This window comes from Pseudomonas sp. 5P_3.1_Bac2 (assembly GCF_025465995.1).
GTDB lineage: Bacteria > Pseudomonadota > Gammaproteobacteria > Pseudomonadales > Pseudomonadaceae > Aquipseudomonas.
Genome location: NZ_JANLNY010000013.1, coordinates 1 through 25,038, shown reverse-complemented (window position 1 = coordinate 25,038; position 25,038 = coordinate 1). Strand labels below are relative to the sequence as shown.

At 59.4% G+C, this 25,038-nt stretch carries 22 protein-coding genes; 13 read left to right on the top strand and 9 right to left on the bottom strand.

What is annotated here, in order from left to right; translation table 11 throughout:
- Positions 1-24: 24 nt before the first annotated feature.
- The gene (gene sohB / locus NTD81_RS10085) at positions 25-1,044 is read right to left on the bottom strand and encodes a protease SohB (protein WP_262182118.1); all 1,020 of its coding nucleotides are present in this window, start codon (positions 1,042-1,044) and stop codon (positions 25-27) included.
- Between the two features lie 190 nt (positions 1,045-1,234).
- Here sohB and NTD81_RS10080 point away from each other — a divergent pair, with 190 nt between their 5' ends.
- From NTD81_RS10080 to NTD81_RS10065, 4 genes are all read left to right on the top strand, one after another.
- A complete protein-coding gene (locus NTD81_RS10080; RefSeq protein WP_262182117.1) occupies positions 1,235-1,945 on the top strand; it encodes a histidine phosphatase family protein in 711 nt (236 codons plus the stop codon).
- 53 nt (positions 1,946-1,998) lie between these two features.
- Positions 1,999-2,313, top strand: a complete 315-nt coding sequence (locus tag NTD81_RS10075) for an SCP2 sterol-binding domain-containing protein (RefSeq protein ID WP_262182155.1) — start codon at positions 1,999-2,001, stop codon at positions 2,311-2,313.
- 206 nt (positions 2,314-2,519) lie between these two features.
- Positions 2,520-3,587 carry a phosphotransferase family protein gene (locus NTD81_RS10070; RefSeq protein ID WP_262182116.1) on the top strand — a complete coding sequence of 356 codons (1,068 nt, stop codon included), beginning with the start codon at positions 2,520-2,522 and terminating at the stop codon, positions 3,585-3,587.
- A 38-nt stretch (positions 3,588-3,625) separates the two neighbouring features.
- Positions 3,626-4,393, top strand: coding sequence for an SDR family oxidoreductase (locus tag NTD81_RS10065; RefSeq protein ID WP_262182114.1), 768 nt, complete (start codon positions 3,626-3,628; stop codon positions 4,391-4,393).
- A 15-nt stretch (positions 4,394-4,408) separates the two neighbouring features.
- On the opposite strand, the gene NTD81_RS10060 is transcribed toward NTD81_RS10065, so the two are convergent.
- A complete protein-coding gene (locus NTD81_RS10060; RefSeq protein ID WP_262182112.1) occupies positions 4,409-5,053 on the bottom strand; it encodes a hypothetical protein in 645 nt (214 codons plus the stop codon).
- A gap of 100 nt (positions 5,054-5,153) precedes the next feature.
- On the opposite strand from NTD81_RS10060, the gene NTD81_RS10055 reads away from it, so the two are divergent.
- Positions 5,154-5,933 carry a TSUP family transporter gene (locus NTD81_RS10055; protein ID WP_262182111.1) on the top strand — a complete coding sequence of 260 codons (780 nt, stop codon included), beginning with the start codon at positions 5,154-5,156 and terminating at the stop codon, positions 5,931-5,933.
- Here the strand turns inward: NTD81_RS10055 and nudC are convergent.
- The 7 genes from nudC to NTD81_RS10020 form a co-directional block, all read right to left on the bottom strand.
- The gene (gene nudC / locus NTD81_RS10050) at positions 5,907-6,734 is read right to left on the bottom strand and encodes an NAD(+) diphosphatase (RefSeq protein ID WP_262182110.1); all 828 of its coding nucleotides are present in this window, start codon (positions 6,732-6,734) and stop codon (positions 5,907-5,909) included. The two genes, NTD81_RS10055 and nudC, sit on opposite strands and share 27 nt — an antisense overlap.
- Entirely contained in the window at positions 6,735-8,396 is a 1,662-nt protein-coding gene (locus NTD81_RS10045) for a ferrous iron transporter B (protein ID WP_262182109.1), read from the bottom strand.
- 50 nt (positions 8,397-8,446) lie between these two features.
- Complete coding sequence (locus tag NTD81_RS10040) at positions 8,447-9,259, bottom strand: crotonase/enoyl-CoA hydratase family protein (protein WP_262182108.1); 813 nt, start codon at positions 9,257-9,259, stop codon at positions 8,447-8,449.
- Between the two features lie 210 nt (positions 9,260-9,469).
- Positions 9,470-11,728: an Orn/Lys/Arg decarboxylase N-terminal domain-containing protein gene (locus NTD81_RS10035; RefSeq protein ID WP_262182106.1), complete on the bottom strand. Its 2,259-nt coding sequence runs from the start codon at positions 11,726-11,728 to the stop codon at positions 9,470-9,472.
- Between the two features lie 127 nt (positions 11,729-11,855).
- Positions 11,856-12,623, bottom strand: a complete 768-nt coding sequence (gene dnaQ, locus NTD81_RS10030; protein WP_262182105.1) for a DNA polymerase III subunit epsilon — start codon at positions 12,621-12,623, stop codon at positions 11,856-11,858.
- Between the two features lie 89 nt (positions 12,624-12,712).
- A complete protein-coding gene (gene rnhA / locus NTD81_RS10025) occupies positions 12,713-13,165 on the bottom strand; it encodes a ribonuclease HI (protein ID WP_262182104.1) in 453 nt (150 codons plus the stop codon).
- Between the two features lie 51 nt (positions 13,166-13,216).
- Entirely contained in the window at positions 13,217-14,020 is an 804-nt protein-coding gene (locus NTD81_RS10020; RefSeq protein ID WP_262182102.1) for a class I SAM-dependent methyltransferase, read from the bottom strand.
- A 74-nt stretch (positions 14,021-14,094) separates the two neighbouring features.
- On the opposite strand from NTD81_RS10020, the gene gloB reads away from it, so the two are divergent.
- The 8 genes from gloB to fabI all read left to right on the top strand — a co-directional run bounded on the left by gloB (position 14,095) and on the right by fabI (position 24,983).
- Positions 14,095-14,868 (top strand): hydroxyacylglutathione hydrolase, encoded by a 774-nt coding sequence (gene gloB / locus NTD81_RS10015; RefSeq protein WP_262182153.1) that lies wholly within the window; start codon positions 14,095-14,097, stop codon positions 14,866-14,868.
- Positions 14,869-14,966: 98 nt separating this feature from the next.
- Complete coding sequence (locus tag NTD81_RS10010; protein WP_262182101.1) at positions 14,967-16,568, top strand: LysM peptidoglycan-binding domain-containing protein; 1,602 nt, start codon at positions 14,967-14,969, stop codon at positions 16,566-16,568.
- 193 nt (positions 16,569-16,761) lie between these two features.
- Positions 16,762-18,594, top strand: a complete 1,833-nt coding sequence (locus tag NTD81_RS10005; protein WP_262182150.1) for an extracellular solute-binding protein — start codon at positions 16,762-16,764, stop codon at positions 18,592-18,594.
- Positions 18,591-20,453 carry an extracellular solute-binding protein gene (locus tag NTD81_RS10000; protein WP_262182099.1) on the top strand — a complete coding sequence of 621 codons (1,863 nt, stop codon included), beginning with the start codon at positions 18,591-18,593 and terminating at the stop codon, positions 20,451-20,453. Before NTD81_RS10005 ends, NTD81_RS10000 begins: the two co-directional genes overlap by 4 nt.
- Before the next feature lies 1 nt (position 20,454).
- Complete coding sequence (locus NTD81_RS09995; protein ID WP_262182098.1) at positions 20,455-21,528, top strand: microcin C ABC transporter permease YejB; 1,074 nt, start codon at positions 20,455-20,457, stop codon at positions 21,526-21,528.
- A gap of 1 nt (position 21,529) precedes the next feature.
- Positions 21,530-22,549 carry an ABC transporter permease gene (locus tag NTD81_RS09990; RefSeq protein WP_262182097.1) on the top strand — a complete coding sequence of 340 codons (1,020 nt, stop codon included), beginning with the start codon at positions 21,530-21,532 and terminating at the stop codon, positions 22,547-22,549.
- Position 22,550: 1 nt separating this feature from the next.
- Entirely contained in the window at positions 22,551-24,158 is a 1,608-nt protein-coding gene (locus NTD81_RS09985; RefSeq protein WP_262182096.1) for an ABC transporter ATP-binding protein, read from the top strand.
- Positions 24,159-24,188: 30 nt separating this feature from the next.
- On the top strand, positions 24,189-24,983 hold the full coding sequence (fabI, locus tag NTD81_RS09980; RefSeq protein WP_262182095.1) for an enoyl-ACP reductase FabI: 795 nt from the start codon (positions 24,189-24,191) through the stop codon (positions 24,981-24,983).
- Positions 24,984-25,038: the final 55 nt, after the last annotated feature.

The following is a 25,038-nucleotide window of genomic DNA, read 5'->3' as shown; positions in this document are numbered from 1 at the left end:
GTGCGTCCCCTTGCGATCCCAGGCTTACCAAAAGCGTGCTTGTTGCAGGCGGCTGAGCCAGTTCAGCAGCAAACGATCCAGTGCCAGACTGCCGGCCAAGCCCACACGCTCAGGCAGGCTTTTCTTTTGCGCATAGTGCAGATGAAACAGCTCAGCGTGCTTGGCCCGCTCAGCCAGGTATTCGTCGCTGGTCTTGAGTTCATCGACCAGTTTTTTCTCCAGAGCCGCGATGCCCAGCCACACTTCGCCAGTGGCAATTTCTTGCATGTCCAACTGCGGGCGGTACTGGCCCACAAAGCTTTTAAACAGCTCGTGGGTGGTTTCCAGATCGTCCTGGAACTTCTCCCGGCCCTTATCGGTGTTCTCGCCAAACACGGTCAGAGTGCGTTTGTATTCGCCGGCGGTGAGCACTTCGTAATCGATATCGTGCTTCTTCAGCAGGCGATGGACGTTCGGCAACTGCGCCACCACGCCGATGGAGCCCAGGATGGCAAACGGCGCCGAGATAATCTTCTGACCGATACAGGCCATCATGTAACCGCCGCTGGCCGCGACTTTATCGATGCACACCGTCAACGGAATGCCCGCTTGGCGGATACGCGCCAATTGCGACGAGGCCAGGCCGTAACTGTGGACCATGCCGCCACCACTTTCCAAACGCAGCACCACCTCATCAGCGGGCGTTGCCGTACTCAGTAAAGCAGTGATTTCGTGACGCAAGCTGTCGGCTGCCGAAGCTTTGATATCGCCGGCAAAATCCAGCACATAGACCTTGGGTTTAACCACCCCGGATTTTTTCTGCGCCTTGGCAGCCTTAGCCGCAGCTTTGCTGGCGGCCTTGAGCTGATCCTTATCCAGCACGGCGTGCTCGACCCGCTCCTGCAACTGCTTGAAGAACTCATTGAGCTTGCTCACCTGCAACTGCCCGCCGCTTTGCCGGCCTTTGCTGCGCAGCACAGCAAGGGTCAACAGCACCACCACAATCGCCACCACCACGGTGGCCGTCTTGGCTAAAAAGCCCAAGTACTCTGCAAAAAACTCCACGCCTGTCACCTTGTGCGGATAAATGTGCCCCAGCATACCTAGGCCTAAGATAAGCGGCCAGCGAGGGGGGCAGGACATTGTGCGACAGTACGCTCGGCGCAAATTCAAACAAGCGTATGTTTTTTCGTTGACAGGCCCGGTGCTTAGCCATAACCTCGCCTGACTTTTACCGCAGCGGAATCCAGCCGACGTGGGCAGCATTTACCTGATTCGACATGGCCAAGCCTCCTTCGGCGCCGACAACTACGATGTGCTCTCGCCCATCGGTATTCGTCAGGCTGAAGTATTAGGTGCGCATCTAGCGCAATTGGGGGCCCGCCTGGATCGCAGCATCAGCGGCGACCTGCGCCGACAGCAGCACACTGCCAGCTGTGCCCTCGAGCAATTGCAGGCGGCCCAACTACCAGTACCCACACACGAACTGGACTCTGCGTTTAACGAGTTTGATGCTGACGCAGTGATTCGCGCCCTGCTGCCCGACATGCTCGGCGAGGAGCCCCAGGCGCTAGAAATACTGCGCAACGCCAAGCAAAACCGCGCTGAGTTTCAACGGATTTTTGCCAAGGTGATGACGCGCTGGTTGTCCGGTGAACACCCCAAAGCGGGCCTGCAAAGCTGGAGCGAGTTCGTCAGCCAAGTACAAGGCGGCCTCGGGCGCTTGCTGGAGCAAGCCCATGACAAGCAGCACATTGCCGTATTTACTTCCGGCGGCACCATCACCGCCCTGCTCCACCTGATTACCGGTATCGCGCCAGCTCAGGCTTTTGAGCTGAACTGGCAAATCGTCAATACCTCACTAAGCTGCCTAAAGTTTCGCGGTCAGCAAGTGAGCCTAGCTTCCTTCAACAGCCATACGCATCTGCAGCTGCTGAAGGCGCCGGAGCTCATCACTTACCGATAAGTCCGGCCCACTGCGCCTTACCCGCGCTAGTACAACCCAAGAAAAAGGAAACCATCATGAGCGTTGCAGACATCGTCCAAACTATGCACTCCAAGTTCAACGCCAGCGCTGCTGCCGGCCTGGATCTGGTCTTCCAATTCAACATCGAAGATGCTGAAAACTACGCCCTGATCGTTAAAGACGGCACCTGCACCGTTGAGCAAGGCGACAACCCAAACGCCAACGTGACCCTGATCCTGGACAGCGAAACCCTCAAAGGCATCACCAGCGGTGAGACCGACGGTATGCAAGCGTTCATGGCTGGCAAACTGCGCGCCGAAGGCGACATGATGCTGGCAATGAAACTGGGCGAACTGTTCCCAGTTTAAGCTTGCGCTGAGCGTGAGTCGTAAAACCGGAGTCCCTGGCTCCGGTTTTTTTTCGTCTGCGCAGAAGTGCCAGGCGGTTTAATCAGGCAGTTTGATTAAGCGCCAACACGCTAATCGATAAAGGCCCAGAGCGGTTGTTGAGGCCCGGACAGCACATTAGATTAGACATTTATCTTCGCCACCTAACCTCAATAGAAGGGATAACTATGGCGCTTACTGACCAGTCCACCAGCATTCGTGCAGGTGAAGAACTCGACGTTGCGGTGATCGATCCGTACCTCAAAGCCCATATCAGCACGCTCAGCGGTACGCCTAAGATCAGCCAGTTCCCAGGCGGTGCGTCGAACCTGACTTACCTGCTGGAATACCCCGAGCAAGAGTTCGTGTTGCGCCGGCCACCCTTTGGCCACCGGGCTAAATCCGCCCACGACATGGGCCGTGAGTACCGTATTCTGAACCAGCTCAATGCTGGTTTCCCTTATTGCCCCAAAGCCTATGTGCACTGCACGGATGAGTCGGTCATTGGCGCTGAGTTTTATGTCATGCAGCGGGTTAACGGCATCATCCTGCGCTCGGACATGCCGACTGAGTTGAACTTCAGCCCGGCGCAAACCCGCGCCCTGTGCCAGAGTTTTATCGACAAGCTGGTGGAGCTGCATAACGTCGATTATCAGGCCTGTGGCCTCGGTGACTTAGGCAAGCCGGAAGGCTATGTGCAGCGCCAGATCGGTGGTTGGATCGATCGCTACGAAAAAGCCCTGACTCCCGACGCACCGCTGTGGGAGCCGGTCAAAGCCTGGCTCAAAGACAAGATGCCCGCGGATCATCCGAAGTCCGCCATCGTGCACAACGACTACCGCTTCGATAACGTGATCCTCGACCCCAAAGATCCGAGCCAAATCATCGGCGTGCTGGACTGGGAGCTGACCACTATTGGCGACCCGCTGATGGACTTGGGCAACACCCTCGCCTATTGGATCGAGGCCAGCGACCCGGCACCTGTGCAGATGATGCGCCGCCAGCCGAGCAATGCAGCGGGCATGCTGACCCGCCAAGAGTTCGTCGACTACTACGCCGAGCGCGCCGGCATCCAGATCGCCAGCATCGACTTCTACTACACCTACGGCCTGTTCCGTCTGGCCGGCATCGTGCAGCAGATCTACTACCGCTATTACCACGGGCAAACCCAAGACAAACGCTTCGCCCAGTTTATTCATATGAACAAACTGCTGGAGCAGATGTGCTTGCAAGTTATTGCCAAATCACAGCTGTAATCGGCCCTGGCGGTCGCTTAACTTAAAGGAATAGCCCCATGTCCAAGACTCAACTATTCGACCTCGACGGCAAGATCGCTTTCGTCTCCGGCGCCAGCCGTGGCATCGGTGAGGCCATCGCCAAACTGCTGGCGCAACAAGGCGCCCACGTCATCGTCTCCAGCCGCAAAATCGACGGCTGCCAGGCCGTTGCTGACGCGATCATCGCAGCCGGCGGCAAAGCCACGGCGATTGCCTGCCATATCGGTGAGATGGAGCAGATCCAAAGCATCTTCGCCCAGATCAAAGAGCAGTTCGGCCGCCTGGATATTCTGGTCAACAACGCTGCCACCAACCCGCAGTTCTGCAACGTGCTGGACACCGACCTGGCGGCATTTCAGAAGACCGTGGATGTGAATATTCGCGGCTACTACTTTATGTCCATCGAAGGCGGCAAGCTGATGAAGGCCAATGGTGGCGGCAGCATCATCAACGTGGCCTCGATCAATGGCGTGTCGCCTGGTGAGTTCCAGGGCATCTACTCGGTGACCAAGGCGGCGGTGATCAGCATGACCAAGGTCTTCGCCAAGGAGTGCGCGCAGTTTGGCATCCGCTGCAACGCCCTGCTGCCGGGTCTGACCGATACTAAGTTTGCCTCGGCCCTGACCAAGAACGACTCCATCCTCAATATCGCCCTGCAGCGTATTCCGCTTAAGCGCGTGGCCGATCCTAGCGAGATGGCCGGCACCGTGCTGTATCTGGCCAGCGATGCGTCCAGCTACACCACGGGTGTGGCGCTGAACGTCGACGGCGGCTTCCTCTCCTAAGCCCCTAGCAGACGGCTAATGCCACTCCTGCAACGCCTGCTGCGCCGCCTGATTCAATGGCTCAGCCAGCAGGCCTGTGGGAGTGAGGCTCAAGGTGTAGACCGCATCATTAGCCATGGGCAAAAAATTCACCTGCAAGGCCTTGGTCTCGAAAACGAACAGGCTATGAGAGCCGTCGTGCAGCCACTGCCACAGGTCGATGCCGTAAGGGCTGCGGGCCAATGCCACGGGCTGGGCAGGCGCCTGATTCTGCTGTTCGATGCTTAAGTAACGGCCCTGCAGCGCCTGCAAACGGTATCCATCACGCAGACCCAACATCTGTGCCAGACCACGCCATTGCCACAAGCGCCCCTGCAACTGCCACAGCTCGCCTTCGAGGCTGAATTGACGCTCCTCGGCGCCCTCCAGAACCATCACTTGGTATAACGGACCAACGGCCTTAAAACTAATGGTCGCCAGGGGTTTAGCCCCCACCGTGCGGTAGCTGTACAGGTCATAAGCCACCCCAGCAATACCTGCCGCCGCCACTAACAGCAGGAGGCCAACAGTGCCGCGCAGCCAAGCTAAAAACCACTTACGGTTGATCAACAAGCGAGCCGCCAACCCTATCGCCAACAGGCTAAACAGGGCAAACGCCCAAGCTAGAGCGCCATATTGCATCGGCCAATATTCCTTGTGCCATCAATAGCCGGCATTATGCTTAGCCTCCCGCCTGCCGAATAGCCGTGCAGCGCGCAATTAGACGCAGGACACAAAGCTTATGGGGTTGCCCCTAGACCTAGGACTTGAGCTGTCGACCTTGGCAGTGTTAGTGCTGGTGGCATTTATTGCCGGATTTATTGATGCCATTGCCGGTGGCGGTGGCCTGCTCACCATCCCGGCTCTTCTGACCGCCGGCTTGCCGCCGCATATCGCTTTGGGCACCAACAAGCTCTGCGCCACCTTTGGCTCGGCCACCGCCGGTTACACCTTTTACAAGCGCCAGCTGTTCAACCCCAAGCAGTGGCGCAATGCCTTATGGGCCACGGCCATTGGCGCGTTGATCGGCGCCGTCGTGGCGCACTGGATGCCTTCGCAGTGGCTGAATATGTTGTTGCCGGTGGTGGTGTTTGCTTGCGGCCTGTACATGCTGGTGGCGAAAACCCCTGACGTGGCCGCAGATGCCGACGCGCCGATCAAACAGCGCCGGCAATGGCCCCAGGGCTTGAGCTTAGGCATGTACGACGGCGTGGTAGGCCCGGGCACCGGGGCCTTTTGGACGGTCTCCACCCTGCTTCTGTATCCATTGGATTTGCTGCGCGCCAGCGGTGTGGCGCGCTGCATGAACTTCGTCAGCAACGCCTGTGCCCTGAGCATCTTTATCATCAGCGGCAAGATTGCCTGGCTACTGGGCATCGCCATGGGCCTGGCGCTGATGCTCGGCTCCTACCTGGGCGCCCGCAGCGCCATCAGAGGTGGCGCCAAGTTTATCCGCCCGCTGTTTATCTTGATGGTGCTGGCCCTGACCGCCCGCCTAGCTTGGCAGCACTGGCTGAGCTAAGCCCAAACGCTGCGCCACATAGCTGTCGATCAGGTAGCGCGCGATAGAACGCGAGGCTGGCAATGGGGGCAACTGGCGCACGTTAAACCACTGCGCATCCTCGATTTCATCCTCCTGCAAGCGCAGCTCGCCGCCAGCGTATTCGGCATGGAAGCCGAACATCAGCGAATGCGGGAACGGCCACGGCTGACTGCCCATGTAGCGGATATTGTGCACCTCCAGCCCCACCTCTTCGCGCACCTCGCGGGCCACGCAGTGCTCCACGGTTTCGCCCGGCTCAACAAACCCGGCCAAGGTGCTGTACATGCCCGGCACGAAGCGTGGCGAGCGGGCTAACAGGATTTCATCACCCCGGCTGAGCAGCACGATCATGCTCGGCGACAAACGCGGATAGTTACGCAGATCGCACGTTTGGCAATACATCGCCCGCTCGCCGGGGATCTGCACATTCGCCGCGCCGCAGCTGCCGCAAAAGCGATGCTCACGGGCCCAGGTACCGACCTGAGTCGCGTAGCTGAGCATATGGAAGCGCTCGTCATCGTCCTGCAGCATAAACTGGCGCAAGCCCAGCCAGCTGCAGCCCAGCACCGTGGCCGGCTGCGCCAGCTCCAGCAGATAGATGGGATCATCACCAAGATGCCCCAGACCCTGCTCGCTTATCACTGGCAGGCCTTGGCGCTTCAGCCATTCCCGGGGGAATAAGACGCCATTGTCGTCGGCTAAAAACTGCTGTTTGCAGTGCGCCAACACCCAGCCGCCAGGCAGTTGTGGATCGATTAAAGCTGATTGCCAACGGGACATTTACGCCTCCACGGGCATGCCCAGGGCACGCACGCTGTCAGCGGCCAGATCCAGCACACTGGCGCGATCAGTGCGCTTCACGGCGCCGCCTTCTAGGTAATATTCCAAGCTACTGAGCGCATCGGCCAAGGTTTCCAGCTGCGTTTGCGAGGGCATCTGCGCGGCCTCAAACATATGCTGCTGGATATATTGAGCGCACGAGCCAACTAAACTCGCCGCCTGGGCTTGATCCAAGAACCACAGGCCGCCGCGCACCGCTTGCAAGCTAAAGGGCACGTTGGCCAAATGCATGCGCTCGCCGCCTGACTCCAAGTACGCGGTGATCGCCCGTTTGGCCAAGGCCAAACCCGAGCGCGCTTCATCCAGCACGACGATCCGCGCTTCGTTGAACTGGTGGGCGGCAAAGGATTCGGCCTCATCCTGCGGCTGCGGCGGTTTGGGCCGCGAGTCCGGGACCAGGCTGGCAACCATGCCTTCGACATACAACACCACATCCGCCAGTTGCGACAGCTCAGTACCGGACGGCGGGCGTGTATCACTCCACTGCAGCACATGGGCTAATTGACCGTGCAGAGCATTGCCAGCCGAAGTGAGGCCGACCATGCCTAAGGTTTTGCTCAGCTTGCCCAGCAGCGTATGCAGATTGCTCAAACTGTCGCCACTGACGCTGCCACGCTCCATCAAATCGAGCATGTCTTTAAGGCTCGCCAGCTCTTCGCGAATCGCCGCACTGAGCGAACGCATCACCGCCTGCCCCGGCCCGGCCAAACGCTGGTATTGCTCTTCAAGCAGATGATCGGTAAAGGGCAGCGAGCTCAAGGCAAACGCCTCGCGTACCTGACTGGCGTAAGGGCCGCTGCTGTCAGCCAGTGCCACCAGATACAACAGCTCTTTAAGCAGTGGTTTGGCGCTGCTGTGTTCAGGAGCGGTCAATTGCTTGAGCTCACGATCGACTCGGGCGAACAGCTGCTTACGGGCTTTACGCGGCAACAACTGGCCGTCGATCTGCGCTTCCACCGCCGCGGCAGCAACCCAGCTCAGACGTCCGCTGGGTTGCGCGCTGTAGAGATGATCGAGGCGCTTAAGCGCACGCAGCATCAGATTGAGGCTGGAGCTGAGGTTGTCGTCACGCAGCAGGCCGAGCAAACCGATCTGATACATATGGCGCAAGCGCCGGGTTTCGCGGGGCAAGTCTTCACTGACCGGCGCCGGCTTAGGCAAAGGCGGCCGCGCCGGATCGAGGCGCACATTGAAGAAGAAACTCTCAGGCAACGGCGGCTGACCACCGGCTTGGCGCAGATCATTAATGGCCGGCAACAGCAGCTCGGGCATCTCCACACGGTAGTTGTCGACCGATTCCAAATAACGGCGCAGCACATACAGCGCATTGCTCAGGGCTGCCAGTTGCGCATCGTGCTCGGCACCGGCGCCAGCAGGAATGTCGTTCGCCTGTTGCAGCATTTCCTGAGCCAGCAGCTCGGCGCCGGTCAGTTCCACCAGATTAAGGGTGCCGCGAACCTGATTCAGGTTCTCAACCGCTTGTTGCAGCAGGCTGCCATTGGGCCGGTCAGCAATAAACTGCTCAAGGCTAAGCTCAGCCTCTTCGATGGTGCTGAACAGTTCTTCACGCACCAGATTAAGCGACGTGGCTCCTGCGACCATGGGCGGTTACGCCTCCTGCGGGGTTGATGAGGGGGACGGACGGGGGCCGATCAGTCGGCGAACTCAGCAGGTTGCTTGTTCATCTGGGCGGTCATGGCCACCCGTAGATCCACTGACTGCAACATCGCTGCGTTCCAGGTGGCGACATATTCCAAACCATCGTCGACGCGGTGATCGCGCATATAGCGGATCATTTCCTTGGTGCCACGCACCGCCACCGGCGACTTGCTGGCAATCTCCCGGGCAATGGCCTTTACCCCGTCGAGCAAGCTGTCGGCATCGGCAAAGGTGCGGTTGACCAAGCCAATGCTGCGCGCCTCTTCCCCGTCGATGGTGCGGCCGGTGTAGGCCAGCTCGCGCATGATGCCGTCGCCGATAATGCGCGGCAGGCGCTGCAGGGTGCCCACATCGGCGGCCATGCCGATATCGATTTCTTTGATCGCGAACTGCGCGCTGACGGTGCTGTAGCGCATGTCGCAGGCGGCAATCATGTCGATGGCGCCGCCCAGGCAGTAACCGTGGATGGCCGCCAGCACCGGCTTGCGGCAATTGTCGATGGCGTTAAACGAATCTTGCAGTTGCAGGATCATGCGCCGCAGCTTTTCAGCGTTGCGACCGACGTCTTTACCTAACTGAGTGCCGATGGAGGCCAGCATCATCAGGTCGATGCCCGAGGAGAAATGCTTGCCGGCGCCGGAGATCACCACCGCGCGCACGCCGTCGTTATCGTCGATCCACTGGAAGATCTCGACCAGTTCGCGCCAGAAGTCGGCATTCATGGCGTTGGCTTTCTCGGGTCGATTGATCACCACATGGGCAACCTTATCCGCCACCTCGACAGTAAACGCTTGATAGTCGGCCACGGCAGTACTCCTTAGTTGGAACAGTAATACCCGGAAATTTCCCGGTCAGTAAATCTGCCCAACTATAACAATCAGCAGGCAAATGTCGAACCTGCTCACTGTGACTCAGGGCACGCCATCGAAGTTAAGTACAGGATTTACTTGTGTTGCTAAACACTTGATCTAATTAGCAACCGATAGCAGCCAAAAGCCACCATCGATTGCCAGTCCTTAGACCTTGATGCAGTCGACGGTGTACACCCCGTTCTCGCGCTGCAAGCCGTGCACGTCGGCGTCAAAGCCGGGGAAGCTGTGATCGAAGGTGCGCGCAAACACCAGATAATCGATGATCGAGCGAGTCTGCTCGGTAAAGCGCTCGCCCGGCATGATCAGCGGAATACCCGGTGGATACGGCACCAACATCACTGCCGCAATGCGTCCCGACAGTTGCTCGATCGGCACCGCCTCGACTTCGCCGCGCACCAGTTGGTTGTAGGCATCGGCGGGTTTGATCGCCACCTCTGGCAGCTCGGTGTACATATGCTTGAGCGCCTTGGCCGTGGCGTTGTCGCGGTAGCAACCATGCAAGGCATCACACAGATCGCGCAGGCCCATGCCCTGATAGAACTCGCGGCCCTCGGCCAACAGCGAAGGCAGCACATCGCTGAGCGGCAGGTTGGCGTCGTAGCTGCGCTTGAACTCCAACAGCTCAGTAATCAGAGTGCTCCACTTGCCCTTGGTGATGCCCATGGAGAACAACACGAGGAAGGAGTACAGGCCGGTCTTCTCCACCACCAGCCCCCGCTCCCAGAGGAACTTGCTGACCACCGCGGCGGGAATCCCTGCCGGTGCCAGATGGCCATCGGCAGTCAGGCCCGGCATCACCAAGGTGACCTTGATCGGGTCAAGCAGCACGTAGTCGGCCGCCACCTCACCAAAGCCATGCCACGCGGCTTGCGGTTGCAGCAACCAGTCTTCGGTCTGCACCGCCTCGGCGCCCTCGGCCAGCTCCGGCTGCCAAATGCTGAACCACCAATCATCGACGCTGAAGTTACGCTGCAAGTTGGCCAGAGCACGGCGGAAGCTCAGCGCTTCATCGAAGGTTTCCTGAATCAGCGAGCGCCCGGCCGGGCCTTCCATCATCGCCGATGCCACATCCAGCGAGGCGATGATGCCGTACTGCGGTGAGGTCGAGATGTGCATCATGAACGCTTCATTGAAGCGGTCACGGTCCAACTGGCGCACGCCGCCGTCCTGCACGTGAATCATTGAGGCCTGGCTAAACGCGGCGAGCAGCTTGTGCGTGGAGTGGGTGGTAAACACCAAGGGCGCCGCCTCACTGCGGCTGGTGCCCATGCCATAGCGACCGGCGTAGAAGTCGTGGAAAGCGGCGTAGGCGTACCAGGCTTCATCGAAGTGCAGCACCTCAACGCTGTTGCCTAAGGTCTGCTTGATCAGCTCGGCGTTGTAACACAGGCCGTCGTAGGTGGAGTTAGTCACCACCACCAGTTTGACCAGCGCCCCGCTGCTGTTCGGCTTACGTCCACGGGCCAAGGGGCTGGCGTCGATCTTGGCCTGGATCGACTCGCGGCTGAACTCCGCCAGTGGGATCGGCCCGATAATGCCCAGCTCGTTACGCTCCGGACACAGGTACAACGGGATCGCGCCGGTCATGATGATCGAATGCAGGATCGACTTGTGGCAGTTGCGGTCCACCAGCACCAGATCATCGCGACCGACCATGCTGTGCCACACGATCTTGTTGGCCGTCGAGGTGCCGTTGATCACGAAGAACGTGTGGTCCGCGCCAAAGTTGCGCGCAGCGCGGGCTTCGGCCTCGGCCAAGGGGCCGGTGTGATCGAGCAGCGAACCGAGTTCCGGCACCGAGACGGATAAGTCCGAACGCAGGGTGTTCTCCCCGAAGAACTGGTGAAACGCCTGCCCCACCGGACTCTTGCGGTAAGCCACGCCACCGCCATGGCCCGGTGTGTGCCAGGAATAGTTGGACTGCGAGGTGTGCTGCACCAGCGCCTTGAAGAACGGTGGCAGCAGACCATCGAGATAATTGCGCGCCGCCCGCGCCACTTGGCGAGCGAGAAACGGCACGGTGTCTTCATACAGATAAAGAATGCCGCGCAGTTGGTTCAAGTCAGCCATGGCCTCGGCCGGCGCATTCTCGATGGTGACTTGCTCGCCCAAGGCGAAAATCGGCAACTGTGGCGCCCGCCGCCTTGCGATGCGGATCAGCTCGACCATATCTTGCAGCAGATTCTGATTGTCGCCGGCGCCCTCGGCAGCCACCAGTACGCAGGCTAAGCCATGGTGAGTAGAGGCCACGATGCGCCCTTCGGCCGAGCTGGCACTGGACAGAATGGTGAAGCCATCTTGCTCGAGCTCTTGGGCAATGCTGCGCACCCGATCACCCGCCACGGTGTCGGCCTTGATGTCGCGATGGACGATTAAAACGGGGAACTTAAGATCTTTATACATTGTGACGTCCCAAGCGATGGCAGGTTGGCCTGCCTATCGGTTCAGGGTAGAGGCTCCCTCCCACAGGGGGAAGCCCCAATACGTCGCGCTGTAATAAAAGGTCGCGCGCAAATAACTCAGGACGCGATCAGGCCTCAGCCGGCGCCTGCTCCATCTGCACCCACAGCGCGGGGGCGCCGGCGGACTTTTCAATAATGGCCAGGCGCGCCTGATGAGCCGCTAACTCTTCAGCGCTGGCGGCGATCACCCGCCCAGCCCCGCGATTGCTGTCTAAACGGCGAATCGGGCTGGCTTGCTGGCGCCCACTGCCATTGTCGTCGGCACCTTCACCGGCGAGGGACAGATTGGTCTGCCCACCCGTCATGGCGAGGTAGACGTCAGCCAGAATCTCGGCGTCGAGCAAGGCGCCGTGCAGCTCACGCCCGGAGTTATCGACGCCATAGCGTTTGCACAGGGCGTCGAGGTTATTGCGCTGCCCCGGATGGCGCTCACGGGCCATCAACAGGGTGTCGAGGATGCCGCAGTGCTCGCTGATATCGGCGCGCTCGTCCTGCTTGATCAGGGCGAACTCGTTATTGATAAAGCCAACGTCGAACGCGGCGTTATGGATGATCAGCTGCGCGCCTTTGATGAACTCAAAGAACTCATCGGCGACTTCTTTAAAACGGGGCTTGTCTTGTACGAACTCGTTGGTGATACCGTGCACCGCGATGGCGCCTTCGTCGATCTCACGATCCGGCTGCAGGTACACGTGGAAGTGACGTCCGGTCAGACGCCGGCCGATCAGCTCGACACAACCGATCTCGATAATCCGATGCCCATCAGCCACTGGCATACCGGTGGTTTCGGTATCCAGTACGACGAATCTGTTGGTGGCTTGAGTGTTGCTCGTCATCTGCTATTCACCTGTAAAAACGCTGGCCAGCTTACCATGGCCGCCCTGCCCCAGCGACCGCAGGCGCCGGAGTGTCAGCCACTCGCACGTTAACCAAGCTTGCCCATTCGCACGTCATCAACCCCACGATTGGCCAGCATATCGGCGCGCTCGTTACCCGGGTGGCCGGTGTGGCCGCGAACCCATTGCCAAGTGATGTTGTGGCGGTTGACCTGCTCATCCAACTGCTGCCACAGGTCGGCGTTTTTCACCGGCTGTTTGGCGGCGGTTTTCCAACCGCGCTTTTTCCAGTTTGGCATCCAGTCGTTGATACCCTGCATCACATACTGGGAGTCGGTGATCAGGCGCACGTCGCAGCGGCGTTTCAGCTCAGCCAAAGCACGAATGGCAGCGGTCATTTCCATGCGGTTATTGGTGGTCTCGGCCTCACCGCCCCAGAGTTCTTTTTCCACCCCTTTAAAGATCAGCAGTGCTCCCCAACCACCAACGCCGGGGTTTCCTTTGCAGGCGCCATCGGTATAGATCTCGACCACATCACTCATCTATCGGCTATCTCACACTTAAAGGTTTGACTCACCCAGCAGCACGCAGGCTTAGCTGGGAGGTATTTCAGAGGGCTGCCGGCGACTGACTTTCGCCACCGGCATGGGTATCAGTTGGCCGACGCTCTGGCGGTTGCGTTGGCGCACAGGGCGCATGCCCATCACCAGCTTACGCGCCAGCAACAGATAAAAGCCGCCGCCGGGCACTTGCCAGTCACCCCCTAAACGCTCCAGCGAGCTTAAACGCGCCTGCCAGGCCGGCGAACAAAGCGGCGGACGATAACACCCGAAGCGGCGTTTCTCCAGCGCGAAGCCCAGCAGGCTCAGCCAGTCGGCAACTCGGTTGGGTGCGATGCACTGGGCCTTGTGCAAGGCATCGCGACTGAGCAGATGGCGTGCCCCCCAAGCGCTGACGGGGTTGATCCCCAACACCAGCAGATGGCCACCCGGGCGCACCGAGCGCGCAGCTTCACGCAGCAGGCCGTGGGGCGACAGGCTGAAGTCCAGACCGTGCTGCACCACCACCACATCGGCGGCGTGCTCGCTAAAGGGCCAGTGCTGCTCATCGCAGATGATGTCCACGCCGTTAAACGGCGCGCCAACCCGCACACTGCGCTGGATATGTGGCACTTCGGGCATACGCTCGGCGGCCGGGCCGTAATGCAATAAATAGCCGCCGAACAGGCGCGCCAACTCCTCCTCCAACATCTGCTTCTGTTGGCTCAGCAGCAATTGCCCTAAAGGCCCAGCGAACCAGCGCCGCGCTTCATCTATCAGCGCCAGCCAGGCACTGTCAGCCAACGCCAAGGGTGGGCCTTGGATGGGGAGGTTAAGTGACTTAGCGGACTTTTCCATCGCGACTCACCTGCGTAGCCAGTACGGTCATTGCAGCCTAAGATGCACCTTTGCGACCTGCTTGGCACCTGATGATGATTAAAATCGACGCCTTACCTGCCTTTAACGACAACTATATCTGGCTCCTGCAAGACCAACAGCAGCAACGCTGTGCAGTGGTTGACCCCGGTGATGCCGCCCCCGTACTGGCCTGGCTTGAGGCTCACCCTGGCTGGCAGCTGAGCCATATTCTGATCACCCACCACCACCACGATCACGTCGGCGGCGTTGAACAGCTCAAGGCCGCCAGCGGCGCCCAAGTGTTCGGCCCGGCCCATGAGAAGATCCCCGGCCGCGACGTGGCGCTGGACGACGGCGATCTGATCGCAGTGCTCGGGCTGAATTTCACGATCTATGCCGTGCCCGGCCATACCTTGGGCCATATCGCCTATATCCAGCCCGAACAGCAGTGGCTGTTCTGTGGCGACACCTTGTTCGCCGGTGGCTGTGGTCGCCTGTTTGAAGGCACGCCAGCACAGATGCACGAGTCCCTAAGCCGCTTCGCCGCCCTGCCGCAGCAGACGCTGGTGTACTGCACCCACGAATACACCTTGAGCAACCTGCGCTTTGCCATGGCTGTGGAACCAGACAACTCGGCACTTATCAGGCGCTTCGATGAAGTCAGCCAATGGCGCAGCGAGGGCAAGATCAGTTTGCCATCAAACATTGCCCTGGAGCTGGCCACCAACCCATTTCTGCGTAGCGAGCAGCCCAGCGTGGTGGCCGCCATCGCCCAGCGTGATGGCGGTGGCGAGCGCTCTGCGGTAGAGGTTTTCGCCGCATTGCGCGCCTGGAAGGATAAATTCTGAAACGCCTTGGGCCCCGGCAAAGCGGGTTATAACTTGACCCTGTACGGGCTGATTCCTAGAATCGCCCGAACTTTTTGCCGCCAAAATTAGCCCATTTAATGTCGTCAGATCAGCACAAACCCTTGAATCCCAAGGCATTGGCGCAAAACGCCAAGTTGCTTGCGGTCACTTTGTGCGTGATTCTGGCCGGCTGCTCCAGCACCAGCCCTGTGCCATCAGACGACGGCAGTGCCACCGACATCGTGGTGGGACTGGAAACCCCGACACAATGGCTTGACCCTAAAACCAAGACCGCCAACCAAGCGCCCAAGGACATTTGGGAGCGCCTGCGCAGCGGCTACCAGTTGCAAGACCACATCTCCCTCAATCCACGGATTGAGCAGCAGCGCCTGTGGTTCGTCAGCAACCCGTCTTTTGTGGAGAACGCCGGGCAAAGCAGCAGCCCTTACATCCACTTTATTGTCGAGCGTTTAGAGCAGCGCAATATGCCCACCGAGTTGGCGCTCCTGCCAATGATCGAGAGCGCCTACAACCCCTTGGCGTTGTCCCACGCCGACGCCGTGGGCCTGTGGCAGTTTATGCCGGCCACGGGACGTAACTTCAATCTGCGCCAAACCCGTTTCTATGACGGTCGCCGTGATGTGATGGCGTCCACCGATGCCGCCCTGAACTACCTCGAGCGGCTCAAGGAAATGTTTAACGGCGACTGGCTCTTGGCGCTGGCTGCCTATAACGCCGGTGAAGGCCGGGTTAGCCGGGCTATTGAGCGCAACGAAAAGCTCGGCCTGCCGACTGATTACTGGAACCTGCCGCTCCCCGCAGAAACCCAGAATTACGTGCCGCGCCTGCTGGCCCTGTCGCAAGTGGTGATGAGTCCGCAAGCCTATGGCGTCAACCTCGCACCCATTGCCAACGAGCCCTACTTCGAGAAAGTTGAGTTCAAGCAGCGTATGGATCTGGCCCGGGTTGCGGCCATGGCTGAACTGGATAAAGACGAGCTGTACCTGCTCAACCCGGCCTATAAAAAAGGCGTGACCCTGGATGGCCCGCAACATCTGCTGGTGCCGGCTGACAAAGCTGAACTGTTTGCCGCCAACCTGGCGCTGATGAAGCCGCAAGACTTGGTCGACTGGCAGCAGTACCAAGTGCGCCCCGGCGATAGCCTGAACAGCATCGCCAACCGTAACCAAGTCACGGTCAGCACCCTTAAAGACATCAATAAGCTGCAAAGCAATCACCTGCGGGTGGGCCAGCAACTGACCATTCCCACCCAACCTGGGGTGGCCGTGCGCGAGCCGCTGTATCAACAGCGCAGCGTCAACAGGGCGGTGGCCAGCAGCCGCAATTACACCGTGAAAAACGGCGACAACCTGTGGCAAATCGCCAATGAGAACAATGTCACCGTTAAACAGATTCAAACGTGGAACAAACTTGCCGGCCAGCGCCTGCGCGCAGGCCAAGTGCTGAAACTGACTCCAGGCCCGGCCGCCCCTAGTCGCCCAGCCAGCCAAAAAATCCAGGTCGCCGGCAACGGCAAGAAAGAACGGCTGAACGCCACGTACTACCGGGTACGCAGCGGCGACTCGCTGTACCTGATTGCCAAGCGCTTCAACGTGCCGATGAAAAGCCTGCAAAGTTGGAACCCGCGGGCTGGCAAAGACCTGAGCCCAGGCCAGACCCTGACCTTATTCAAAAACTAAGCCGCGCTGCGTCAAAACCGCGCGGCGCAGGCATGCCTGTCAGCTCTAGGGTCGGTCAGACCGCACAGCCATTCAGCAGAGCGCCGCTACCCCTTGCAGGCGCTGCCAGCGGCGCTCTTTTGCGGCTGCATGCAAGCTGTTAATGTGCCGGTTCATCAGGCCTTAACAATGCCACGGACCGGAATTTGCTTTGATACGCCCCCTCCTCTCGCTTTTGCTCTGCTTAGCCGCAAGTCCGCTGGCGTGGGCCACCCTCTATAAAAGTCATGGCTATGCACAATTTGCCGCGCTGAAATATCCGCCGAATTTCACCCACTTCGCCTGGGTCAACCCCAACGCACCCAAGGGCGGCACCTTGCACCTGATGGCCTCAGGTACGTTCGACACCCTTAACCCCTACACCTTTAAAGGCAGCAGCCCGAGCAGCACGCCGAACTTTTTGCAGTACGGCGTCAATGAGCTGAACGCGCCGCTGATGGTGGGCACCGGCCAGTACGATCCCTCCGGGGATGAGACGGCGGCCAGCTACGGTTTGGTCGCCGAGTCGGTGGAATACAGTGATGATCGCAGCTGGGTGGTGTTTAACCTGCGCCCCGAGGCACGCTTTCATGATGGCGAGTCAATCACCGCTTACGACGTGGCGTTCTCCTATCAGTTGCTCCTCAAGCAAGGCCATCCGCAGTACCGCACCAGCCTGCAGGAAGTGCAGCGGGTCGACATTCTCAACCGCCTGAGCATTCGTTTTGTGCTGAAGCGGGCCGGTAATCCGCTGCTCATTCTGCGCTTGGGCGAGTTGCCCGTGCTGCCGCAGCACTACTGGAAAACCCGTGATTTCAAAGCCACCACCTTCGATCCGCCACTGGGCAGCGGCCCGTATAAGATCTCCGAGGTCAATCCAGGGCGCAGCCTGACCTTTACGCGGGTAAAGGACTGGTGGGGGGAGAAACTGCCGGTAAACCGTGGCAAATATAATTTTGACCGGGTTGAAGTCGAGTTCTACCGCGACAGCAACGTCGCCTTTGAAGCCTTCAAGGCCGGCGAATTCGATCTGTATATCGAGCAGCAAGCGAAGAACTGGGCCACGGCTTATAACTTCCCGGCGCTCAAGCGTGGCGAGGTGCTGCGCGCGCAAATCCCCCACCAGATCCCCACGCAAACCCAAGGCCTGTTTATGAACACCCGCCGCGAGGTGTTCGCCCAGCGTAAGGTGCGCGAGGCCATGGGTTTGATGTTCGACTTCGAATGGGCCAACCGCGCGCTGTTCAACAGCTCCTATGTGCGCTCCAAAAGTTACTACCCCAACAGTGAGTTTGCCGCGACCGGCAAACCTGAAGGGGCTGAGTGGTTGCTGCTGTCGCCCTATCGCAAACAACTGCAGGCGCGTCTGTTTAACGAGCCGTTTAAGGTGCCAACCACCCAAGGTAATGGCATCCCGCGCGATACCCTGCGCCGCGCCTTGGGCCTGCTCGCCGAAGCCGGCTGGCAGCCGTCCCCGCAGGGCGTCTTGGTGAACGCGGCAAAGCAGCCGCTGCGTTTTGAAATCCTCTTGGTTAACCCCAACTTAGAGCGCATCCTCCAGCCCTATACCGAGAACCTGGCCAGCATCGGCATCCAAGCCAAGCTGCGCACGGTCGACCGTGCCCAGTACAAGCAGCGCCTGGACCAATACGACTTCGACATGATCCTCATGACCTTGCCGCAGTCCTTAAGCCCTGGCCTTGAACAGTCGCTGTACTTTCACTCCAGCCAAGCCCAGGTTAAAGGCGGCAAGAATTACGCAGGCGTCAGCCACCCGGTGGTCGATGCGATGATTGAGAAACTGCTCTCAGCTTCTAGCCAAGATGAGCAAGTGGCCGCCGCTCGTGCCCTTGACCGGGTATTGTTGTGGCAGCATTACAGCATTCCCAACTGGTACATCGATTACCACCGATTGGCTTACCGCAACCGATTTGCCTTCGTCACCACTCCGCCTTACACCCTAGGGCTGCGTAGTTGGTGGCTGAAATCCCCGGAGAAAGCTCAATGAACCATGCACTGCGCGCACTGTTCATCCGCGCCAGCGGCAGCCTGTTAAGCGCTGCCCTCCTCAGCGTGGCCAGCCTAGCCATGGCCAGCCCTAAACACGCCATTACCCTGTATGACGAGCCGCCTAAATACCCGGCCGACTTCCAACACTTCGATTACGTCAACCCTGACGCGCCCAAAGGCGGCACCTTGCGCCAAGCCGGCTTTGGCAGTTTTGACAGCCTTAATCCCTTTATCACCAAGGGCGTGTCGGCCGACAGCTTGCAGATGATTTACGACACCCTGACCGTGCAAAGCATGGATGAGCCCTTCACCGAATACGGCTTGGTCGCGGAAAAAATCGAGAAGGCCGAGGACAACTCCTGGGTGCGCTTTTACCTGCGCCCACAAGCGCGCTTCCATGACGGCCAGCCGATCACCGCTGAAGACGTCAAGTTCACCTTCGAAACCCTGATAAAACAGGGGGCGCCGTTATTCCGCGGCTACTACGCCGATGTCGATCGGGTCGAGGTTGAAGGGCCGCGGCAAGTGCGCTTTATCTTCAAACACGCAGGTAATCGTGAGCTGCCGATGATTATCGGCCAGTTGGTGGTGCTGCCGAAGCATTGGTGGGAGGGGCGCAACTTTCAAAAAGGCAACCTAGAACTGCCACTGGGCAGCGGCCCTTATAAGATTGGCCAAGTGCAGGCCGGACGCAGTATTCGCTATGAGCGAGTCAAAGACTGGTGGGCCAAAGACTTACCTGTGGCCCGCGGCTTCTACAATTTCGACAACCTGCAATTCGACTACTACCGCGATAACACCGTGGCCCTGGAAGCCCTAAAGGCCGGGCAGTTCGACTTTTGGCAGGAGATGAGCGCGAAGAATTGGGCCAGCGCTTACAACACCCCGGCAGTTACCAACGGCCAGTTGGTCAAAGAAGAGATCCTCAACCAAAACCCGGTGGGCATGCAAGGCTTTATCTTCAACACCCGCCGCCCGTTGTTTGCCGATGTGCGCGTGCGCGAAGCCTTTAGCTTGCTGTTTGACTTTGAGTGGGCCAACCGCCAACTGTTTAATGGCGCCTATACCCGCACCAACAGCTACTTCGAAAACTCTGAAATGGCCGCCAAAGGCCTGCCGTCCCCTGCAGAACTGGCCATCCTTGAGCCGCTGCGCGGACAAATCCCTGAGCAGGTGTTTACCGAGGCTTATCAGGCCCCGGTGTGCGATGGCAGCGGCATCATCCGCGATCAGCAGCGCCGTGCTTACCAACTGCTGCAAGAGGCTGGCTGGAAGGTCGAGGGCGACCAGATGCTCGACAGCCAAGGCAAGCCCGTCAGTTTTGAATTTCTTCTCGCCCAAACCGAATTTGAGCGCGTGCTGCTGCCGTTTAAGCGCAACCTGGCCGACCTTGGCATCGACATGCAGATCCGCCGCGTAGACGTTTCGCAGTACATCAACCGTCTGCATTCGCGCGACTACGACATGGTGGTCGGCGGCTTCGGTCAATCCTCCTCCCCCGGTAATGAGCAACGCGAATACTGGCAGAGCCAAAGCGCCGACAACCCCGGCAGCCGCAACCTGATCGGCTTGAAAAGCCCAGCCATCGATACCCTGGTGGAGCAGTTGATCAGCTCCGACTCGCGCCAAAGCCTGATCGACCACGCCCGCGCCCTCGATCGCGTGCTGCTGTGGGGCCATTACGTGATCCCTAACTGGCATATCAAGACCTGGCGCGTAGCCTATTGGAATCACTTCGAGCACCCGGCCGTCAGCCCTAAATATGACCTGGGTCTGTACACCTGGTGGATGCGCCCGGCCAGTAGCGCGCAGAGCCCAGCAGCTGACGCAGGCGCCCCTGCGCGCGCGGAGCAATAAGATGCTGGCCTATATCTTTCGCCGCCTGCTGCTGATTATTCCAACCCTGTTCGGCATCTTGCTGATCAACTTCATCATCATCCAGGCCGCCCCGGGTGGCCCGGTGGATCAGATGATCGCCAAGCTCGAAGGCTTTGATGGCGCCACCAGCCGCGTCGCCGGTGGCGGTGCCGAAGTCAGCGTGGCGGGCTCCAACTATCGTGGCGCGCAAGGGCTGGACCCGGAGCTGATCGCCGAAATCGAAAAGATGTATGGCTTCGACAAAAGCGCGCCAGAGCGTTTTTGGTTGATGATCAAAAGCTATGCGCAGCTGGATTTTGGTAGCAGCTTTTTCCGTGACGCCAGCGTGATTGATCTGATCATCGAGAAGATGCCGGTCTCGATCTCTCTGGGGTTGTGGAGCACCCTGATCATGTACTTGGTGTCGATCCCCCTCGGCATCGCCAAGGCCACCCGCAACGGCAGCGCCTTTGATGTGTGGACCAGTTCCGCCATCATCATCGGCTATGCGATTCCGGCGTTTCTGTTCGCCATCATGCTGATTGTGCTGTTCGCTGGCGGCAGTTACTGGGATTGGTTCCCGCTACGCGGCCTGACCTCCAGTAACTTCGCCGAGCTGAGCTTTACCGGCAAGCTATTGGACTACTTCTGGCACCTGGCGCTGCCCATCACCGCGCTGGTGATTGGTAACTTCGCCACGCTCACCATCCTCAGCAAAAACAGCTTTCTGGATGAGATCAACAAGCAATACGTGGTCACCGCCCGGGCCAAAGGCTTGAGCAGTAACCGCGTGCTCTATGGTCATGTGTTTCGCAATGCCATGCTGATTGTGATCGCCGGCTTCCCTGCGGCCTTTATGGGGATTTTCTTCACCGGCTCACTGCTCATCGAGGTGATTTTCTCCCTCGACGGCCTCGGCCTGATGGGCTTTGAAGCGGCCATCAACCGCGACTATCCGGTGGTGTTCGGCACCCTGTTTATCTTCACCCTGCTCGGTTTGGTGGTGCGTTTGATCGGCGATATTACTTACACCTTGGTCGACCCACGGATCGACTTTGAAAGTCGGGAGGATTGAGATGAAGCTGTCCCCGATAAACCAACGTCGCCTGCAAATCTTTAAGGCTCATAAGCGCGGCTGGTGGTCGCTATGGATCTTCCTTGCGCTGTTTGTGCTCACCTTAGGCGCCGAGCTGATCGCCAACGACAAGCCCTTGGTCGTCAGCTACGACGGCGAGCTGTATTTCCCAGTGCTTAAACGCTACCCGGAGACCACCTTTGGCGGCGAATTTCCGCTGCAAGCCAACTACAAAAGCCCCTATATCCAGGAGCTGATCACCCAGAAAAATGGCTGGATGCTGTGGCCGCCGATTCGCTACAGCTACGGCACCATCAATTACGACCTGCAAGTACCGGCGCCGGCGCCACCCAGCGCAGAAAACTGGCTGGGCACCGATGACCAGGGCCGCGATGTGCTGGCGCGGGTGATTTACGGTTTCCGTATCTCCGTGCTGTTCGCCCTGACCCTGACCCTGTTCAGCTCGATTATTGGCGTGTTTGCCGGCGCCTTGCAGGGCTTCTATGGCGGCTGGGTCGACCTGCTCGGACAACGCTTTTTGGAGATCTGGTCGGGCCTGCCGGTGCTGTATCTGCTGATTATTTTGGCCAGTTTTGTCCAGCCCAACTTCTGGTGGCTGCTGGGCATCATGCTGCTGTTTAGCTGGATGAGCCTGGTCGATGTGGTGCGCGCCGAGTTCCTCCGTGGCCGCAACCTAGAATATGTGCGTTCTGCCCGGGCCCTGGGTATGCGCAACGGCGCGATCATGTTCCGGCATATCCTGCCCAACGCGATGATCTCCACCCTGACCTTCCTGCCCTTTATCCTCACAGGCGCCATCGGCACCCTTACGGCTCTGGACTTCTTAGGCTTTGGCTTGCCAGCCGGGGCGCCATCGCTAGGTGAGCTGGTAGCGCAAAGTAAATCCAACTTACAAGCACCTTGGCTGGGCATCAGCGCCTTCGCCGTGCTTGGCATAATGCTCAGCCTGCTGGTGTTTATCGGCGAAGCGGCACGCGATGCCTTTGACCCGAGGAAATAACATGACCCAGGCCAATACCTTGCTCGAAGTGCGTGACCTGGCAGTGCAGTTTGTCAGTGGCGAACGCCAGCAAACCGTGGTGCACGATATCAACTTCACCATCCAGCGCGGCGAAACTCTCGCGCTGGTCGGTGAGAGCGGCTCGGGTAAGTCCGTCACCGCTCACTCCATCCTGCGCCTGCTGCCCTACCCTATGGCTCGGCACCCCAGCGGGGGCATCCATTACGCCGGGCAGGATCTGCTGAATATCAGCGAAACCAAGCTGCGCGGCATTCGCGGCAACCGAATTGCCATGGTCTTCCAGGAACCGATGACCTCGCTCAACCCGCTGCACAGCATCGAGAAGCAAATTAACGAAGTGCTGACCCTGCACAAGGGCCTGCGCGGCAAAGCCGCCACAGCGCGCACTCTGGAGCTGCTGGAGCTGGTCGGCATCCCTGAGCCGCATAAGCGCCTCAAGGCCTATCCCCATGAGCTGTCTGGCGGCCAACGCCAGCGCGTGATGATCGCCATGGCCCTGGCCAACGAGCCAGAGCTGCTGATTGCCGACGAGCCGACCACGGCGCTGGACGTCACCGTGCAGTTGAAGATCCTTGAACTGCTCAAAGAACTGCAGGCACGTCTGGGCATGGCCATCCTGCTGATCAGCCACGACCTCAATCTGGTGCGGCGCATCGCCCATCGCGTGTGCGTGATGCAGCAAGGGCGCATCGTTGAGCAGGCCGAATGTGAAACGCTGTTCAACGACCCGCAGCACCCCTACACCCGCGAACTGCTCGGCGCCGAGCCCAGTGGCGCGCCGGTGGATCTGCCCGCTGGCCAGCCGATGCTGAGCATCGACGACCTGCGCGTGTGGTTCCCGATCAAAAAAGGCCTGCTGCGGCGCACCGTCGACCATATCAAAGCGGTGGATGGGATTAACTTCAGCCTGCCCCAAGGTCAGACTTTGGGCATCGTCGGCGAAAGCGGCTCGGGTAAGTCCACCTTAGGTCTGGCCATCCTGCGTTTGCAGGCCAGCCAGGGCGGCATCAATCTGCAAGGCCAAGCGATTGAGAAGCTCAACCAGGATCAGATTCGCCCGCTGCGGCGGCAAATGCAGGTGGTCTTCCAAGACCCCTTCGGCAGCCTCAGCCCACGGATGTCGGTGAGCCAGATCATTGGCGAGGGCCTTGAAGTGCACAATATGGGCACTTTAGAGGAACGTGAGCAGGCCATTATCGCTGCGCTTAAAGAGGTAGGTCTGGACCCCGACACCCGCCACCGCTACCCCCACGAATTCTCCGGTGGTCAGCGGCAGCGCATCGCTATCGCCCGCGCCTTAGTGCTCAAGCCGGCCCTGATCCTGCTGGATGAACCCACCTCGGCGCTGGACCGTACCGTGCAGCGGCAAGTGGTCGAACTGCTGCGGGATCTGCAAGCTAAATACAACCTGACCTATCTGTTTATCAGCCACGATTTGGCCGTGGTAAAAGCCCTCGCCCACCAGGTGATGGTGATGAAACAGGGTAAGGTTGTGGAACAAGGCCCAGCAGAACGTGTCTTTGCCGCGCCACAGAACATCTATACACAGCAATTGCTGGAAGCGGCCTTTATGGCCCCAGCACGTTAATCCTTGTAAACAGGAAGAGGAATCACACCCATGGGTTTTCTAAGCGGCAAGCGCGTACTGATCGTTGGCGTCGCCAGCAAACTGTCCATCGCCTCCGGCATTGCGGCAGCTATGCACCGTGAAGGTGCCGAACTGGCCTTCACCTACCAGAACGAAAAGCTCAAAGGCCGCGTGGAAGAATTCGCTGCTGGCTGGGGTTCTAGCGCCGACCTGTGCTTCCCATGCGACGTCGCCAATGACGCAGAAATCGCCGCGGTATTCGACGCCCTGAGCAAAAAATGGGACGGCCTGGACTGCATCGTGCACTCCGTTGGCTTCGCCCCTGGCGACCAACTGGACGGCGACTTCACTGACGTCACCACCCGCGAAGGCTTCCGCATCGCCCATGACATCAGCGCCTACAGCTTCGTCGCCCTGGCCAAAGCTGGTCGCGAGATGATGAAAGGCCGCAATGGCAGCCTCCTGACCCTGTCCTACCTGGGCGCCGAGCGCACCATGCCTAACTACAACGTCATGGGCATGGCCAAAGCCAGCCTGGAAGCTGGCGTGCGTTACCTGGCCGGCAGCCTCGGCCCAGAAGGCACCCGCGTCAACGCCGTATCGGCCGGCCCGATCCGCACCCTGGCGGCCTCCGGCATCAAGAGCTTCCGCAAAATGCTCGCCGCCAACGAGAAGCAAACCCCGCTGCGCCGCAACGTCACCATCGACGAAGTCGGCAATGCCGGCGCCTTCCTCTGCTCCGACCTGGCCTCGGGCATCAGCGGTGAAATCATGTACGTCGACGGCGGCTTCAACACCACCGCCATGGGCGCCATGGAAGAGTAAGCCAGTCTTTCTGCGCACAATAAAAAGGCCGCTCACTCAGCGGCCTTTTTTATTG